General features: G+C 74.7%; 11 protein-coding genes. 8 read left to right on the top strand and 3 right to left on the bottom strand.

Translation table 11 applies throughout. The features are described 5' to 3' along the window. Nucleotides 1-33 precede the first annotated feature (33 nt). Genes ABEB00_RS27450 through ABEB00_RS27440 form a run of 3 tightly spaced genes read left to right on the top strand, consistent with a single transcriptional unit; the run spans nucleotide 34 to nucleotide 4742 of the window. Complete coding sequence (locus tag ABEB00_RS27450; RefSeq protein ID WP_345623062.1) at nucleotides 34-1197, top strand: exonuclease SbcCD subunit D; 1164 nt, start codon at nucleotides 34-36, stop codon at nucleotides 1195-1197. Further along, on the top strand, nucleotides 1194-4187 hold the full coding sequence (locus ABEB00_RS27445; protein ID WP_345623061.1) for an AAA family ATPase: 2994 nt from the start codon (nucleotides 1194-1196) through the stop codon (nucleotides 4185-4187). The genes ABEB00_RS27450 and ABEB00_RS27445 overlap by 4 nt, the downstream gene beginning before the upstream one ends. Nucleotides 4188-4220: 33 nt before the next feature. Next, nucleotides 4221-4742 carry an Imm21 family immunity protein gene (locus ABEB00_RS27440; RefSeq protein ID WP_345623060.1) on the top strand — a complete coding sequence of 174 codons (522 nt, stop codon included), beginning with the start codon at nucleotides 4221-4223 and terminating at the stop codon, nucleotides 4740-4742. Between the two features lie 68 nt (nucleotides 4743-4810). On the opposite strand, the gene ABEB00_RS27435 is transcribed toward ABEB00_RS27440, so the two are convergent. From ABEB00_RS27435 to ABEB00_RS27425, 3 genes are all read right to left on the bottom strand, one after another. Continuing rightward, entirely contained in the window at nucleotides 4811-6499 is a 1689-nt protein-coding gene (locus ABEB00_RS27435) for a DUF885 domain-containing protein (RefSeq protein ID WP_345623059.1), read from the bottom strand. Nucleotides 6500-6992: 493 nt separating this feature from the next. Beyond that, nucleotides 6993-8339 (bottom strand): GNAT family N-acetyltransferase, encoded by a 1347-nt coding sequence (locus ABEB00_RS27430; RefSeq protein WP_345623058.1) that lies wholly within the window; start codon nucleotides 8337-8339, stop codon nucleotides 6993-6995. Between the two features lie 235 nt (nucleotides 8340-8574). Beyond that, nucleotides 8575-10161 (bottom strand): alkaline phosphatase D family protein, encoded by a 1587-nt coding sequence (locus tag ABEB00_RS27425; protein WP_345623056.1) that lies wholly within the window; start codon nucleotides 10159-10161, stop codon nucleotides 8575-8577. A gap of 261 nt (nucleotides 10162-10422) precedes the next feature. Here ABEB00_RS27425 and ABEB00_RS27420 point away from each other — a divergent pair, with 261 nt between their 5' ends. From ABEB00_RS27420 to ABEB00_RS27400, 5 genes are all read left to right on the top strand, one after another. Continuing rightward, nucleotides 10423-10923, top strand: a complete 501-nt coding sequence (locus ABEB00_RS27420; protein ID WP_345623054.1) for a hypothetical protein — start codon at nucleotides 10423-10425, stop codon at nucleotides 10921-10923. Then, nucleotides 10907-11869 (top strand): bifunctional lysylphosphatidylglycerol flippase/synthetase MprF, encoded by a 963-nt coding sequence (locus tag ABEB00_RS27415; RefSeq protein WP_345623053.1) that lies wholly within the window; start codon nucleotides 10907-10909, stop codon nucleotides 11867-11869. The genes ABEB00_RS27420 and ABEB00_RS27415 overlap by 17 nt, the downstream gene beginning before the upstream one ends. A gap of 114 nt (nucleotides 11870-11983) precedes the next feature. Next, a complete protein-coding gene (locus tag ABEB00_RS27410; RefSeq protein ID WP_345623052.1) occupies nucleotides 11984-13117 on the top strand; it encodes an acyl-CoA dehydrogenase family protein in 1134 nt (377 codons plus the stop codon). Nucleotides 13118-13195: 78 nt separating this feature from the next. Beyond that, complete coding sequence (locus ABEB00_RS27405; protein WP_345623051.1) at nucleotides 13196-14323, top strand: SDR family oxidoreductase; 1128 nt, start codon at nucleotides 13196-13198, stop codon at nucleotides 14321-14323. Beyond that, entirely contained in the window at nucleotides 14320-15675 is a 1356-nt protein-coding gene (locus ABEB00_RS27400; protein ID WP_345623050.1) for an aspartate aminotransferase family protein, read from the top strand. Before ABEB00_RS27405 ends, ABEB00_RS27400 begins: the two co-directional genes overlap by 4 nt. Nucleotides 15676-15682 lie beyond the last annotated feature (7 nt).

Below are 15682 nucleotides of genomic sequence, written 5' to 3'. Positions count from 1 at the left end.
TGCTGGAGGAGACGTGCGGGGCGGAGCGGTGTCTTGAGGTTGCTGCACACGTCCGACTGGCACCTCGGCCGGGCGTTCCACCGGGTGAACATGCTGAGTGCCCAGGCCGCCTTCATCGGCCACCTCGTCGACACCGTGCGCGCGCACCACGTCGACGCCGTGGTCGTGTCGGGGGACGTGTACGACCGGGCGGTGCCGCCGCTCGCCGCGGTCGAGCTGTTCGACGACGCCCTGCACCGGCTCGCCGCCCTCGGCGTGCCCACCGTGATGATCTCCGGCAACCACGACTCGGCCCGCCGCCTCGGCGTCGGCGCCGGGCTCCTCGACCGGGCCGGCATCCACCTGCGGACCGCCCCCGCCGAGTGCGGCACCCCCGTCCTGCTCGCGGACGCCCACGGCGAGGTCGCCTTCTACGGCCTGCCCTACCTCGAACCCGCCCTGGTGAAGGACGAGTTCGGCGTGGCGCGGGCCGGGCACGAGAGCGTGCTCGCCGCCGCCATGGACCGGGTCCGCGCCGACCTCGCCGCCCGGGCGCCCGGCACCCGGTCGGTCGTCCTCGCGCACGCCTTCGTCACCGGCGGCGAACCCAGCGACAGCGAGCGGGACATCACCGTCGGCGGCGTCGCCGCCGTACCCGCCGCGGTCTTCGACGGCGTCGACTACGTGGCCCTCGGCCACCTCCACGGCAGCCAGACCCTCACCGGCCGGGTCCGCTACTCCGGCTCCCCGCTGCCGTACTCCTTCTCCGAGGCCACCCACCGCAAGAGCATGTGGCTGATCGACCTGGACGCCGGCGGGGAGGTCACCGCCGAGCGCCTCTACTGCCCGGTGGAACGCCCGCTGGCCCGGCTGCGCGGCACCCTGGAGGACCTGCTCGCCGACCCGGAGCTGACCCGGCACGAGGAGGCGTGGGTCGAGGCGACGCTCACCGACCCGGTCCGCCCCGCCGACCCCATGGCCCGGCTCACCGGCCGCTTCCCGCACACCCTCACCCTCGTCTTCGACCCCGACCGGCCCCCCGACGACCCCGACGTCTCCTACGCCCGGCGGCTGGCGGGCCGCGACGACCAGCAGATCGCCGAGGACTTCGTCGCCCATGTGCGCGGCGCCGGCCCCGACGCGCGGGAGCGGACCGTGCTGCGCGACGCCTTCGACGCCGTGCGCGCCGACGAGAGCGTGCGGGAGGTGGCGCGGTGAGGCTGCACCGGCTCGACCTCACCGCCTTCGGGCCCTTCGGCTCCGCCCAGAGCGTCGACTTCGACGACCTGTCCGCGGCCGGGCTGTTCCTGCTGCACGGCCCCACCGGCGCCGGGAAGACCTCCGTCCTGGACGCCGTGTGCTACGCGCTGTACGGCTCGGTACCGGGCGCCCGGCACAGCGGCCAGGGCCTGAGCCTGCGCAGCGACCACGCCCCCGCCCACCTGCGCACCGAGGTCCGCCTCGAACTGACCGTCGCCTCGCGCAAGCTGGAGATCACCCGGCAGCCCCCCTGGCAGCGGCCGAAGAAGCGCGGCACCGGCACCACCCTCGACAAGGCCCAGACCTGGCTGCGCGAGTACGACGCCGGCACCGGCGCCTGGCGGGACCTCAGCCGCTCCCACCAGGAGATCGGCGAGGAGATCACCCAGCTCCTCGGCATGAGCCGCGAGCAGTTCTGCCAGGTCGTGCTCCTGCCCCAGGGCGACTTCGCGCGCTTCCTGCGGGCCGACGCCGAGGCCCGCGGCAAGCTGCTCGGCCGCCTCTTCGACACCCGCCGGTTCGCCGACGTCGAGAAGAGTCTGGCCGACCGGCGCCGGGCCACCGAGACCCGGGTGCGCGAGGGCGACACCGCGCTGCTCGCCGACGCCCACCGCATGCAGCAGGCCGCCGGCGACGCCATGGAACTGCCCGGCCCGGCGCCGGGTGAGCCGGGCCTCGCCGACGCCGTGCTCGCCGCCGCGGCCGTCGCCCGCTCCACCGCCCGCGAGCAGCTCACCGTCGCCCACTGCCGGCTCGCGGCCGCCGAGTCCGCCCAGGCCGCCGCCCAGCAGCAGCTCGCTGACGCCCGCGAACGCGACCGGCTGCAACGCCGGTACGCCGAGGCGGAGGAACGCGCCGCACGGCTCGCGGAGCGGACCGAGGAGGACGAGCGGGACCGGACACGCATGGAACGCGCCCGCAAGGCCGAGACGGTGCAACCCGCGCTGGAGCTGCGGGAGGCCGCCGACGCCGAGCACCGCCGGGCGGCCGGCGCCGAGGCCCGCGCGCGGGCCGCCCTGCCCGACGCGTCCGACCAGGAGGGCGCGGCCGGACTGGCCGCCGCCGCCCGCCGCGCCGCCGAGGAACTGGGCGGCCTGGACGCCGCCCGCCGGGCCGAACAGCGCCTCGCCGAACTCGTCGCGGAACGCACCGGACTGGACCGCCAGGAGCGCGCCGACGAGGACGTCCTGGCCGAGGCCGAGGGCTGGCTGGCCGGCTGGGACGAGACCCGTGGCACCCTCCAGGACGGCATCGAGACCGCCCAGCGGGCCGCCGCGCTCGCCGAACAGCTCGCCGCGCGCCGCGAACCCGCCCAGCTCCGGCTGCGGGCGGCCCGGCAGCGCGACCGGGCCACCGCCGACACCGACGCCGCCCAGCGGCAGGCGCTCGCCTCCGCCGCCCGCGCCGCCGAGGCCCGCGCCCACTGGCTCGACCTGAAGGAACAGCGGCTCGACGGCATCGCCGCCGAACTCGCCGCCCACCTCACCGACGGCGCCCCGTGCGCCGTCTGCGGCGCCACCGAACACCCCGCCCCCGCCCGCAAGGACGCGGGCCACGTCGACCGCGCCGCGGAGGAGGACGCCCTCGCCGCCCACCAGTGGGCGCAGGAGCGGTGGGCGGCGGACGAGCGGCGCCTGGGCACCGTACGGGAGGCGCTGGCCGCCGCCACCGCGGAAGCGGGCGACACCCCCACCGAGCGGCTCGCCGAGGAGGCCGAGCGACTCCAGCGGGAGTACACCAGCGCACGGACCGCCGCCTCCGCCCTGCACGCCGCGCGGGAGGAGCTGGGCCGGGCGGAGCGCGAACGCGAACAGCGGATCACCGCCCAGCGGGAGGCCGCCGTCCGCACCGCCTCCCGGGTCGGCCACCGGGACCGCCTGGAGAGCGAACGCGCCCTGCTGGAAGCGGAGGTGACGCGGGCCCGGGGTGGTGCCGAGAGCGTGGCCGCCCGGGTCGACCGGATGCGGCGCCGGGCCACACTGCTCGCTGAGGCGGCCGAGGCCGCCCGGGTCGCCGAGGACCGCGCGCAGCGGCTGAAGGACGCCGACGCGCGGTTGTCCGACGCCGCCTTCCGCGCCGGGTTCGACACCCCGCAGGCCGCGGCCGGCGCGCTGCTGGATGCCGCCGCCCACCGCGAGCTGCAACGCCGGCTCGACGCCCGGGAGACCGAGGACGCCGCCGTACGCGCGGTGCTCGCCGAGGAGGAGACCGTCGCCGCGGCCGGGGCACCGCCGGCCGACCTGGCCGGAGCCCGGCAGGCGGCCGAGACGGCGGTCCGGCGGCTGCGCGAGGCGGCCTCCGCGCGGGACGCCGCCGACCGGCGCCGCACCGAACTGGACCGGCTCTCCGTCCGCGCCGCCGACGCCGCCCGCGCGCTGGCCCCGCTGCGCGAGGAACACGACCGGGTCGCCCGCATGTCCGCCCTGGCGGCAGGCACCTCGACACAGAACGAACGCCGGATGCGGCTGGAGTCGTACGTGCTGGCGGCCCGGCTGGAGCAGGTCGCCGCCGCCGCCACCGCCCGGCTGCGGCACATGTCGTCCGGCCGCTACACCCTCGTCCACTCCGACGACCGCGCCGGACGCGGACGCAGCGGCCTCGGACTGCATGTCGTGGACGCCTGGACCGGCCGGGAGCGGGACACCGCGACCCTGTCCGGCGGCGAGACGTTCTTCGCCTCCCTCGCCCTCGCCCTCGGACTCGCCGACGTCGTCACCGACGAGACCGGCGGGGTCCGCCTGGACACCCTCTTCATCGACGAGGGCTTCGGCAGCCTCGACGACCAGACCCTGGACGAGGTCCTGGACGTGCTCGACGCACTGCGCGAACGCGACCGCAGCGTCGGCATCGTCAGCCATGTCGCCGACCTCCGCCGCCGTGTCCACGCCCAGTTGGAGGTCGTCAAGAGCCGCACCGGGTCGGTGCTGCGGCAGCGGGGCACGGCCTGAACCGGCCGCCGGCCTACGTGTAGGTTCTGCCCCATGGTGCGATACGCGGAGCCGGGCGCGGTGGAGTGGGTCGAGTCGGGCGGCGGGCCGCTGATAGCGATACCGGAGACGGTCCTGCCGTTCTGGGCCGGCGCCGACGGCGAGGAGACGGCCTCCGACTACGACCGGGCCTGCGAGGTCGGCGGACCGGCCGGACTCCTCCCGGTCGGCGACACCACGGCCCTGGTCCTCGGTGACGAACCCGCCGCCACCGCCACCGCCTACCTGCCCGGCCACACCGCCTTCGTACGGTGGCACCCGGCCGGCGCCGAGGACGCGCCGCCGGCCGGCGTCCCCGAGGCGCTGCGCACCGCCGACTGGCAGCCCGAGCTGTGCTGGCGCGTCCCCGGCCCGGTGCTGCTGTTCGACGCCGCCCGGCCCGGCGGCGCGGGCACCGGCACCGGTCGCGTCCGCGTCCCGCTCGGGCCCGGCACCTACGCCGTCCGGGCGGCCCGCGTCCAGCCCGGCCCGGAGACCTGGCTCGGCCTCGTCCACCTGCGGCGGCTCACGGACTGACCCGCGCGGGGAGCGGGGCCGGGCGCACCCGTACCGCTCCCCGCCGGGATCTCACCGCACGGGCCGGCTCAGAGCCGGGCCAGCTCGTCCACCAGGTCGTCCAGGCCCAGCGAACCCTGGGAGAGGGCGGCCATGTGCCACGCCTTGAGGTCGAAGGCGTCACCGTGCCGCTCCCGGGCCTTCTCCCGGCCCAGCAGCCAGGCCCGCTCACCCAGCTTGTAGCCGATCGCCTGGCCCGGAATGGTCAGATACCGGGTCAGCTCGCTCTCCACGAAGTCGGCCGGACGGCTGCTGTGCGCCGCGAAGAACTCCTGCGCCAGCTCCGGCGTCCACCGCTCGCCCGGGTGGAACGGCGACTCGGCCGGGATCTCCAGCTCCAGGTGCATGCCGATGTCCATGACGACCCGGACGGCCCGCATCATCTGCGCGTCCAGGTAGCCGAGCCGCTCCTCCGCGTCGGTGAGGAAACCGAGTTCGTCCATGAGCCGCTCCGCGTACAGCGCCCAGCCCTCGGCGTTGGCGCTGACCATGCCGACCGACGCCTGGTAGCGGGAGAGGCTGCCCGCGACGTGCGCCCACTGCGCGAGCTGGAGGTGGTGGCCGGGGACGCCCTCGTGGTACCAGGTGGAGACCAGGTCGTACACCGGGAAGCGGGTCTGCCCCATCGTCGGCAGCCAGGTGCGGCCCGGCCGGGAGAAGTCCTCCGACGGCGAGGTGTAGTAGGGCGCGGCGGCGCTGCCCGCCGGAGCGATGCGCGACTCCACCTTCCGTACCCGCTCGGCGAGTTCGAAGTGGGTGCCGTCCAGCGACTCGATCGCCCGGTCCATCAGGCCCTGCAGCCAGTCGCGGACCTCGTCCACGCCCTCGATGTGCCGGCCGTGCGTGTCGAGGTGGGCGAGCGCCGTCCACGGTGTGTCGGCGCCCGGCAGGATCTTCTCCGCCTCCGTCCTCATCTCGGCCAGCAGGCGGTGGTACTCGGACCAGCCGTACGCGTACGCCTCGTCCAGGTCGAGGTCGGTGCCGTTGAAGTAGCGGGCCCAGCGGGCGTAACGCTCCCGGCCCACCGTGTCCGGGGCGCCCTCGATCGCCGGCGCGTAGGTGTCGCGCATCCAGTCCCGCAGCTCCACCACGGCCGCCGTCGCCGCGCGCGCCGCCTCGTCCAGGCCGGTGCGCAGCGCCTGGGGACCGGCGGCCGCGAAGTCCTCGAACCAGCCGCGTCCCGCACCGGTGTCCGCCCACTCACCGAGCTGGGTCACGAAGGTGGCGGTCGGACGCGGTCCCGCGAACAGCTTGCGCTCCAGGCCCAGTGCGAGGGATTCGCGGTAGCCCTCCAGCGCGGCCGGCACCGCGCGCAGCCGCTCGGCGATCCGCGCCCAGTCCTCCTCGGTCTCCGCCGGCGTCACCGTGAACACCTCGCGCACATGGTGCACGGGCGTGCTCAGGTTGCCGACCGAGCGCAGTCCCTCCTCCGCCTCGAACACGGCCAGTTCGGCGGTGAGCCGTTCGCGCAGCAGCCGGGCGCAGCGCCGCTCGGCGTCACTGTCCCCGCCGGGCCTGCGCTCCGCCTCGTCCAGCCGGGCGAGCGTGGTGCGCACCAGCTCCGCGAGGGCCTGCTGGCCCGCGGGCGAGAAGTCGGGCAGCAGGCCGGAACTCTCCGGCACGCCCAGATATGTGCCGGTGACCGGGTCGAGGGCGATGAGATCGTCGACGTAGGCGTCGGCGACCTCGCGGGGCAGCGGGCTCTTGGTCTCTGACATGCGGACATCCTCGTACGGACAGCGGTGCCGCGTCAGCCCGGTGGGCCGGGCCGGCCGCCGGAGGAGGCCCGATTTCGCTCACGGCGTGGCGGCGGGCGGCAGCGGCGGGCCGCACGCCCCCCGCCGGCCGCCGCGAGACCGGCCGGGTGCCGACACGGACCGCCTCGCGCCGGGCGGTGGACTCGGCCGGCACCAGCCGCTGAAGACCGGCCACGTCCGCGACGGCGACATGGCCGAGGCGGCCGGCCGGGCCGGTGAGGGGGGAGACGGTCCGCGACCGGGGCGGCGCCTGGATCACTGCCACGCGCGGACCCGTCCGCTCCCGCCGGTGCGGCCGGCCCGCACGGAGCGCGGTGCCCGGAGACCGCGGCCCAGCTTGGCCGGATCGAGCCGCGACCGGTGGCCGGGGCGCACCCGCCGGTCCGCCGCGGCGGGGGCACCCGGCCGGTCCGGGTGCTCCTCGCGGACGGCGCCGTCCCGCGCGTGCGCGCGGCTACTCCCGGCCGATCCGCCCCTCGTACGACTCGCTCGACCTGCCCGACCCGCTCGTCTCGTACGACCCGCTCGCCGGCCGGGGGGAACCGGCCACCGAGGTGTCCACACGGGCCGTGATCACCAGCGTGCCCTCCTCGATCTGGTAGTCGAGGGGCAGGCCGAGGCCGCGCATGGCCGCGACCATGCCGGTGTTGGACGCCTGCGTCACGGCGTACACGCTCGCGCAGCCCGCCTCGGCGGCCATCGTGACCAGCCGGCCGAGGAGTTCGGCGCCGATGCCCCGGCGCTGCCAGTCGTCCTCGACGAGCAGGGCGACCTCGGTCTCGTCCCCGTCCCAGAGCAGGTGGCCGAGCCCGATGATCCGCCCGTTCGCGGTCCGCGCGGCGAGTGTGCGGCCGTAACGCGGGCTGAGCAGGTGGTTCAGATAGCGGTCGGCGTCCCCGACCGGCCCGTGGTAGCGCATCTGGAGGGTGCGCGGGGAGCAGCGGTCGTGCATCGCCCGCGCGGCACGCAGGTCCCCGGTGTCGGCCCGGCGGACGGTGAGGTCACTGCCCTCGGGCAGCGTCAGCACGTCCTCGCCGAGCGGGACCCGCGGGCCGAGCCGGGTGTCCAGTTCGACCAGGGCCCGGGCGCGGGCGAACTCGGTCGGCGTGAACGGCAGGTACGGCCGCTCGACGCTGATCACGCCGCCCTCCGGGGTGCGCAGCCTCATCACCGTGTCCTCCAGGGCGCCCTCCACCAGGACGCCGTCCCGCTCGTGCCCGCCGCCGGACCGCGGGGCGGGCAGCGACCGGATGGTGCACCGGCCCAGCAACTGGCGCAGCGACAGCGGGAGTTCCGCCGCGTCCAGGGCGGTCCGCGTGGCGAGCCCGAGGACCCGGGTCGGCGCGTCGACCAGGTCGTGGGCGTCGGCCCGTTCGCACCAGGTGTCGGCGCCGCCCGCCGCCGACACGGTCCCCGTCAGCTCGGACGCGGCCAGCTCTCCCGGCGCGCGCAGCAGGAACTCGTCCACCGTGCCGTCGCCCAGCGGGTGCGTCTGCAGGCTGAGGATGTCCACCCGCCGCCCGGCCAAGGCGACGCAGAGCGCGGCCAGCGACCCCGGCTCGTCCCGCACGGTGGTCCGCATCCGCCACAGGGTGCTCGCCGCGGACGGCTGCCCGGCCTCGCCCGCGGCGGGCGGCCGGGCGCCGGTATCGTCCGTCGGCGGCGCGTGACCGTGGCGGCGTGGCCACCAACTCCGCAGGCCCGCCGTCACCGCCGCGGCGACCTCGGCGGCGTTGCGGCGCCGCCGGTCCGCGGGGCGGTCGTGTTCCGTACGGGTCACCTCGGACATGTCTCGGCTCATGTGCCCACTGTGGAGGAAACGTGTTGCGTGATCACGAACGCCCTGTGACCGATGGGTAAAGAGTGCTTTGGCCAAGATCGGTGAGTGATGTCGGTCACGTTCCGAATCGCGCCGCTTGTCTCCCCGGCGACCGTGCCGCGCGCCGCGGGATGACACCGGCGCGCGACACGGCAACAGGCTACTTCACCTGCGGGGGCGGGGAGTTGCGGGCCGCACCGGCCGGTGCCGGCCGGCCCTACTGGCCGACCCGCCCCGGCTGGAGCACCTTGGTGAACAGCACCGTGCCGTCCTGCTCGCGCAGCCGCACCGTCATCTCCCCGCTGCCCCCGTCGATGTCGACCTCGCCGAAGAACTGGTATCCCTCGGCGGGCGAGACGTTCGACGCGGTCGGTGCCTTCACGAAGACCCGCTCCGGACCGAACGTGCCGTCCAGCGCGCTGGCCGGGAAGGCGCCCGCGTTCAGCGGGCCGGAGACGAACTCCCAGAACGGCTCGAAGTCGGTGAAGGCGGCCCGCGCGGGCTGGTAGTGCTGGGCCGAGGTGTGGTGGACGTCGGCCGTCAGCCACACCGTGCCGGTGATCCGCCGGTGCTTGATGAACCGCAGCAGCTCCGCGATCTGCAGCTCCCGGCCGAGCGGGGCGCCCGGGTCGCCCTGCGCCACCGCCTCGATGTTCGCCGCCCCCTCGGTCGCGTCGGGCACGACCAGCCCGATCGGCATGTCGGAGGCGATCACCTTCCACACCGCACGCGAGCGCGACAGCTCCCGCTTCAGCCACTCCAACTGCTCCCGGCCGAGGATGCCCTGCGGGTCCACCTTCTGGTCGTCGGCGGAGTTGGCGTTGCGGTAGGTCCGCATGTCCAGCACGAACACGTCGAGGAGCGGGCCCTGACGCAGCACCCGCTGCACCCGGCCCTCCCGGGCGCCCGGCCGCAGGGTGGAGACGGGGAAGTACTCGGCGAACGCGCGCCGCGCCCGGGTGGCCAGCACGTCGACGCTCTTCTCGGTGTAACGGCTGTCCGTCTCGGCTATCACCTGGCCCGGGTACCAGTTGTTGCGCACCTCGTGGTCGTCCCACTGGATGATCGACGGCACCTGGGCGTTGAAGCGCCGCAGGTTCTCGTCGAGCAGGTTGTACCGGAACGCCCCGCGGAACTCGGCCAGGGTCTCGGCGACCTTGGCCTTCTCCTCGGTGGTGATGTTCCGGTAGAGGCTGCCGTCGGGCAGTGCCTGGGTGGCCGCGATGGGGCCGTCGGCGTAGATGTTGTCGCCGCTGCACAGGAAGAAGCCGGGGTTCAGCCGGGCCATCGCGTCGTAGATGCGGTAGCCGCCGATGTCCGGGTTGATGCCCCAGCCCTGCCCGGCCTGGTCGCCCGACCACACGAAGCGCACGTCGTCGCGGCGCCGGTCGGGCACGGTGCGGAAGGTGCCGGTGACCGGCTCGCCGGTGCGGCGCGGGTCGTCCGGGTCGGCGAGCAGCACGCGGTAGTGGATCTGCTCGCCGGCCGGCAGCCCGCTCAGCCGGGTGGTGCCGGTGAAGTCGGTGCCGGGGCCGAGCAGCGGACCGAGCCGGCGGTGCGGGTTGCGGAACGACTCGGTCGCGGACGTCTCGACGATCATGCGGGCCGGCCGGTCGGAGCGCACCCACACCAGACCCGAGTGCTCGGTCACGTCTCCTGTCTGCACGCCCCAGCCCGCGCCGGGACGTCCGGAGCGCGCGAAGGCCGGTGCCGCGCCGAGTGCGGTGGGCAGGGTGAGGGCCGCCGACGCGGCGAGTGAGCCGCGCAGCACGCTGCGGCGGCCGGGGAACGGGCGGTGTGACATGGGTGGGGCCTTCCGGGGACGTGTTCCGGCCAGGGGGACGTGCCACACCTACTGGGGCGCCGAGTCGCGCAGACGAACCCCGGATGAACAACCGCCCGGCCCGCTTCGGCCGCCGCACCCGGATCAGCCGACCCACCGGTTCAACCGCCCCCGCATTACGAGGGGTTCCGCCTCCGGGCGCGTAAACAGAAGTGACAGACCACAGCGAGGGGGCAGGCTGATGTCGGGCCCCGGAATCGTACGCGCAATCCTGGAGCGCCCGTGGACGCCAAGAACCGATTCGAGACGAAGACCACCTTCGCTCTCTCCCGACTCGAATGGCTGGGCTTTCTGACCGTTTCGCTCGTACTCGCCTTCCAGCATCTCTCCGAAATCCGCTGGGGCGTTTTCGTGCTGCTTTTCGTGGTGATCGATGTCGTCGGTTACCTGCCGGGGGCGATCGCCTTCCGGCGCAGTCCGGACGGACGCGTCCGACGCGGTTACTACGTCGCCTACAACGTCATGCACAGCCTGGTCACCGCCGCTCTCCTGGCCGGCGCCTGGGCCTTGTTCGTCCGGCCGGAATGGGCCCTGCTGGCCCTGCCCGTCCACCTCATGGGCGACCGGGCGCTCTTCGGCAATTCGCTGAAGAGCTTCGGTGTCGCCTTCGAGCCGGAGCGCGATCCGGAGTTCGCGGAGTTCGAGCAGCGCCACCGTCCCGTATTCGCCGGTCACGCGACCGAGCGCACCCCCGTGGAGGGCACGAATGCCGTCCGTGCTTGACACTCTCGCCGCCCACAGTGACAATCCGAGTTCTTTTCTCGCCCTCAACAGCGGAAACGAGTATTTCCGTGCCGACCGGTTCGACGGTGCCTGCGCCTATCGCCTGTCCGGGCGCTATGTGCTCCAGTTCGGCGGACCGTTCACGGCGCCGGAGCACCGGGCCCGCCTCCTGGACGCCTTCACGGCACACGCCGGGCGGCGGCTGGTCGCGGTGCAGTTGCAGCGGGCGGACGCCGAGCTGTACGCGGCGCACGGCTTCACGGTGAACCAGATCGGCGCCTCGTACGCGGTCGACCTCTCCCGTTTCACCCTGCGCGGCTCGCGCTTCGTCCGGCTGCGCAACAAGATCTCCCGGGCCCGGCGCGCGGGACTGGAGGTCACCGAGATCCTGGACGGCGACGACTGCGGCGAGCTGGACCGGCTCGACCAGCGCTGGCTGCGGGAGAAGGGCCGCCTCGTCAAGGAGCTGCGGTTCCTCGTCGGCCAGCGCACCGGCTCGCTCCAGCGGCACCGCCGGCTCTTCGCCGGCCGCGTCGACGGCGAGGTGGTCGGCTACATCAACTACTCGCCGGTCTACGGCACCCGCCCCGGCTGGCTGCACGATCTCAGCCGGCGCCGGCCCGACGCGCCGCCCGGCGTCATGGAGGCGCTCAACGCCACCGTCATGGAACGGCTGGTGGCCGACTGCGCGGGCTGGCTGCACTTCGGGTTCACCCCGTTCACCGGGCTGGCCCAGGAACACGAACTGCCCGGTGCGAGCCCGTTGTTCAGCCGTTTCGCCCGGTGGCTCGCCGAGCACGGCGACGCCGTCTACCCGGCCGCCTCCCAACTCGAGTACAAGCAGAAATGGGCCCCGCACGAGGTCCTCCCGGAGTACATCGCCTTCCGCGGCCGGCCGCGGCCCGGCGCGGTCTGGCAACTCCTGCGCGCCACCAACGCCGTATGAGAGGCCGGGCGCCGTCAGCCACTCGTCCGTGCGGCCACTCACCCGTCCGGCATCCGGCCGCTCACCCGCCCAGCCACTCACCGTCCGGCCACTCACCCAGGAGGACCGCCCGTCATGAGATTCCTAGAGCGGGAGCGCACCACGCTCGCCAAGCTGCTCCCGGGCCTCGACCCCGCGCTGCGCGAGACGCCGCTGATGGAGCTGGAACGGCCGGGCAGTCCGGGCGTCGGGCTGTTCCGGGACAGCGGTGGTCCCGGGCTCCTGGTCCCCGAGTCCCACCACGGGCGGGGCGCGAGCGCGCTGGACGCGCTGCGGGTGCAGCGGGCGCTCGGCAGCCGCTCGCCGTCGCTCGCGGTGGCGACCACCATGCACCACTTCTCCATGGCCACCCTGGTGGGCCTGGGTGATCTCGGCGACGGCGCCGAGTGGACGCTCGTCGAGGAGGTCGCGGCCGGCAACCGCGTCGTGGCCTCCGGGTTCGCCGAGGGGCGCAGCGGCGCGGGCATCCTGGACCCGTCCATGTCCGCCGAGGTCGTCGACGACGGCATCCGGATCAACGGTGTCAAACGGCCGTGCAGCCTGGCCCACTCCATGGACATCCTCACCGCCAGCGTCCTGATCCCGCGCGAGGACGGCAAGGGCGACGAACTCGCCGTCGCGCTGGTGCCGGCCGGCAGCGAGGGCGTCTGCGTCACCGGGTTCTGGTCCAGCGCGTTCCTGGCCGGCGCCGAGAGCGAGCAGGTCACCCTCACCGACGTGGTGGTGCCCGCGGAACTCGTGCTGCGCACCGCGACCACCACCGGCGAACGGCTGGACGAACTCCAGACCGCCGGGCTGATCTGGTTCCAGGCGCTGATGACCGGCAGCTACCTCGGCGCGGCGAGCGCGCTGGTGGAGCGGGTGCTGCTCAACGACCGCATCCCCGAACACGAACGCGTCCGGCTCTTCATGGAGACCGAGGCCGCCATGGCCACCGCCGAGGGCGTCGCCCGCCGGGTGGACGCCGGCGACCTCGGCGAGTCCGCGCTCGCGCAGGCCCTGTACACCCGGTACGGCGTGCAGGACGCCCTCGGGCGGATCGTCCCGCGCGCGGTGGAACTCCTCGGCGGCCTCAACTTCATGACCTCCGACGAGGTGGGCCACCTGGCCGCCTGCGCCCACGGACTGTCCCTGCACCCGCCGGCCCGCTCCCGGATGACCGGGCCGTTCTGCGCGTACCTGGCGGACGCGCCGCTGACGATCGCCTGACGGACGGACGAGCCGCACCGCCCGCTCCCCCCGTACGGCGTCCACGACCTCCCTCGTCAACCCTTCATGGAGCCGACCATGTCGCGCAACACCCCACCTCCCCCCCTTCTGTCGCCGGTCCCGGCCCGCACCGGGCCGGACGGCCGGCCCACCCTGCTGCTCACCGGCGGTTCGGGCGTGCTCGGCCGGGCCCTGATCGACGAACTCGTCCCCGACTTCGACCTGCTCTGCCTGCGCCGCACCCGACCGCTCGACGACCCGCGGGTGGGCGAGATCGAGGGCGACCTGCTCGCCCCGCGCTTCGGCCTCTCGCCCCGGCAGTGGTACGAACTCGCCCTGCGGGTCGACGTGGTGGTGCACTCCGCCGCGCAGACCAACTGGCACATCCCGCCCGAGGAGATCGTGCGGACCAACACCCTCGGCACCGACACCGTCCTCGACCTGGCCGCCCGCGCCGACGCCCCCCTGTACCTGGTGAGCACGGCCTTCGTGGCGAACACGCCGTCCGAGGAGGACCGGGAGCGCTTCCCGGGCGCCGCCGCCTACCTCGACTCCAAGACCCGCGCCGAGCAGATGATGCGCGACTCGGGCCTGCCGGGCGCTCTCGTCCGCCCCTCCGTCGTGATGGGCCACTCCGCCACCGGCCGGATCGCGGGCCAGCAGGGCCTGACCAAGACGATCGCCGCGATGGTCATGGGCCAGGTCCCGGTGCTGCCGGGCGCCCCCGAGGCCCGGATCGACATGGTCCCGCAGGACTACGTCTGCCGCGCCGTCGGCGACCTCGTCCGCGGCGGGGTGGGCAGCGGCGAGTACTGGCTGACCGCGGGCAAGGAGGCGGTCGAGCTGCGGGAGATCGCCGACGTCTGCGGGGAGTTCGCCGTCCGGCTCGGTCTGCCCCGGCCGCCGCGGCCCCGGCTGATCCCGGTCGAGGCGGTGCACCGGCTGCTGCTGCCGATGCTGGAGGGCACCTCGCTGCCCAGCGCGGTCCGCCAGCGGTTCCGCTACTACGCGGAGCTGCTGCTGGTGTTCCAGAGCGACCTGCCCTTCGACTCCTCCCTGGGCGAGCCCGACTGCGGCACCCATGTCACCCACACCGACATCCGGGCCGCGCTCGTGCGCAACCTGGAGAGCTGGGCCGAGGGCCGGCCCGCACTGTCCCGCCGGCTCCACGCGGCGGACCGGACCCCCACGGAGGTGGCCTCATGACCCTCTCGCCCCCGGAGACCGGAACCGCACCCGCGCCGGCGGCGCCGGAGCCCGGCACCGGCCCCGCACCCGGCACCGGCCCCGCACCCGGCACCGGCCCCGCACCCGGCACCGGCCCCGGCGAGAACATCGTCGACCTCTACCTCAAGCACATCGGCTCCGGGCGCGCGGTGATGGGCCGGGTCATGGGCGGCATGGCCGAGGTCCGTTCCGAGGGACCGTGGATCCACGCCGACGACGGCCGCCGCTTCCTCAACTTCGGCGGCTACGGCGTCTTCCTGATGGGCCACCGCCACCCGGCCGTCGTCGAGGCCGTCCACCGGCAGATCGACACCCACCCGCTGGCCAGCCGCGTCTTCCTCGAACCCGTCGCCGCCCACGCCGCCCGGGCCCTGGCCGCGCACACCCCGCCCGGCCTCGACCACATCCACTTCGTCAACTCCGGCGCCGAGGCCACCGAGGCCGCCCTGAAACTGGCCCGCGCGCACGGCCGTACCTCGGTGATCACCACCCGCAAGGGCTTCCACGGCAAGACGCTCGGCGCGCTCAGCGTCACCGCGAACGACACGTACCAGAAGCCGTTCCTGCCCCTGCTCCCGGACGTCACCCAGGTCGGCTACGACGATCCCGCCGACCTCGAACAGGCCCTGTCCGCCCGCCGCGACAAGGCGGTCGTCGTCCTGGAACCCGTCCAGGGCGAGGGCGGCGTACGCATCCCGCGCCCCGGCTACCTGCGCCGGGTCGCCGAGCTGTGCCGGTCCTACGGCGCCCTGCTCGTCGTCGACGAGATCCAGACCGGCATGGGACGGCTGGGCACCTGGTTCGGCGTCGACGCCGAGGACGTGCGCCCGGACATCATGCTGATCGGCAAGGGGCTCAGCGGCGGCGTCGTACCGATCGCCGCGATGGCGGCCACCGCCGAGACGTACGGCCCGTTCAGCCGCGACCCGTATCTGCACACCTCCACCTTCGGCGCCTCCCCGATCGCCTGCGCCGCCGCGCTCGCCACCGTACGGGCGATGGAACGCGAGCAGACCGTGGCCAGGGCCGCGGCCCTCGGTGAGCGGCTGCTCGCCGACGTACGGCAGGTCTGCGCGCCCTACGAGGGCGGTCTGGTGCACGAGGTGCGCGGCCGGGGCCTGCTGATCGGCATGGAGTTCGCCCGGGAGCAGGCCGTCGGGGAACTCCTGCTGGAGCTGATCGCGCGCGGCGTGCTCGTCAACCACTCGCTCAACTCCACCCGGGTGCTGCGGCTGACCCCGCCCGCCGTGGTCGACGACGCCGCGCTCGCGTTCTTCCGCACCACCCTCGCCGAGGGCCTGCGCAGCACCGCCGCCCGGATGGCCGGCTGACCGCCCG

It is taken from the genome of Streptomyces ziwulingensis (genome assembly GCF_039542605.1).
Taxonomy (GTDB): Bacteria; Actinomycetota; Actinomycetes; order Streptomycetales; family Streptomycetaceae; genus Streptomyces; species Streptomyces ziwulingensis.
This window is presented reverse-complemented; position numbering and strand designations above follow the sequence as displayed.

Excerpts from the sequence above, each read along its gene's own strand:
- ABEB00_RS27440 (WP_345623060.1), top strand. The coding sequence starts at position 4,221 with ATGGTGCGATACGCGGAGCCGGGCGCGGTGGAGTGGGTCGAGTCGGGC.
- ABEB00_RS27435 (WP_345623059.1), bottom strand. The coding sequence starts at position 6,499 with ATGTCAGAGACCAAGAGCCCGCTGCCCCGCGAGGTCGCCGACGCCTAC.
- ABEB00_RS27430 (WP_345623058.1), bottom strand. The coding sequence starts at position 8,339 with ATGAGCCGAGACATGTCCGAGGTGACCCGTACGGAACACGACCGCCCC.
- ABEB00_RS27425 (WP_345623056.1), bottom strand. The coding sequence starts at position 10,161 with ATGTCACACCGCCCGTTCCCCGGCCGCCGCAGCGTGCTGCGCGGCTCA.
- ABEB00_RS27415 (WP_345623053.1), top strand. The coding sequence starts at position 10,907 with ATGCCGTCCGTGCTTGACACTCTCGCCGCCCACAGTGACAATCCGAGT.
- ABEB00_RS27410 (WP_345623052.1), top strand. The coding sequence starts at position 11,984 with ATGAGATTCCTAGAGCGGGAGCGCACCACGCTCGCCAAGCTGCTCCCG.
- ABEB00_RS27405 (WP_345623051.1), top strand. The coding sequence starts at position 13,196 with ATGTCGCGCAACACCCCACCTCCCCCCCTTCTGTCGCCGGTCCCGGCC.
- ABEB00_RS27400 (WP_345623050.1), top strand. The coding sequence starts at position 14,320 with ATGACCCTCTCGCCCCCGGAGACCGGAACCGCACCCGCGCCGGCGGCG.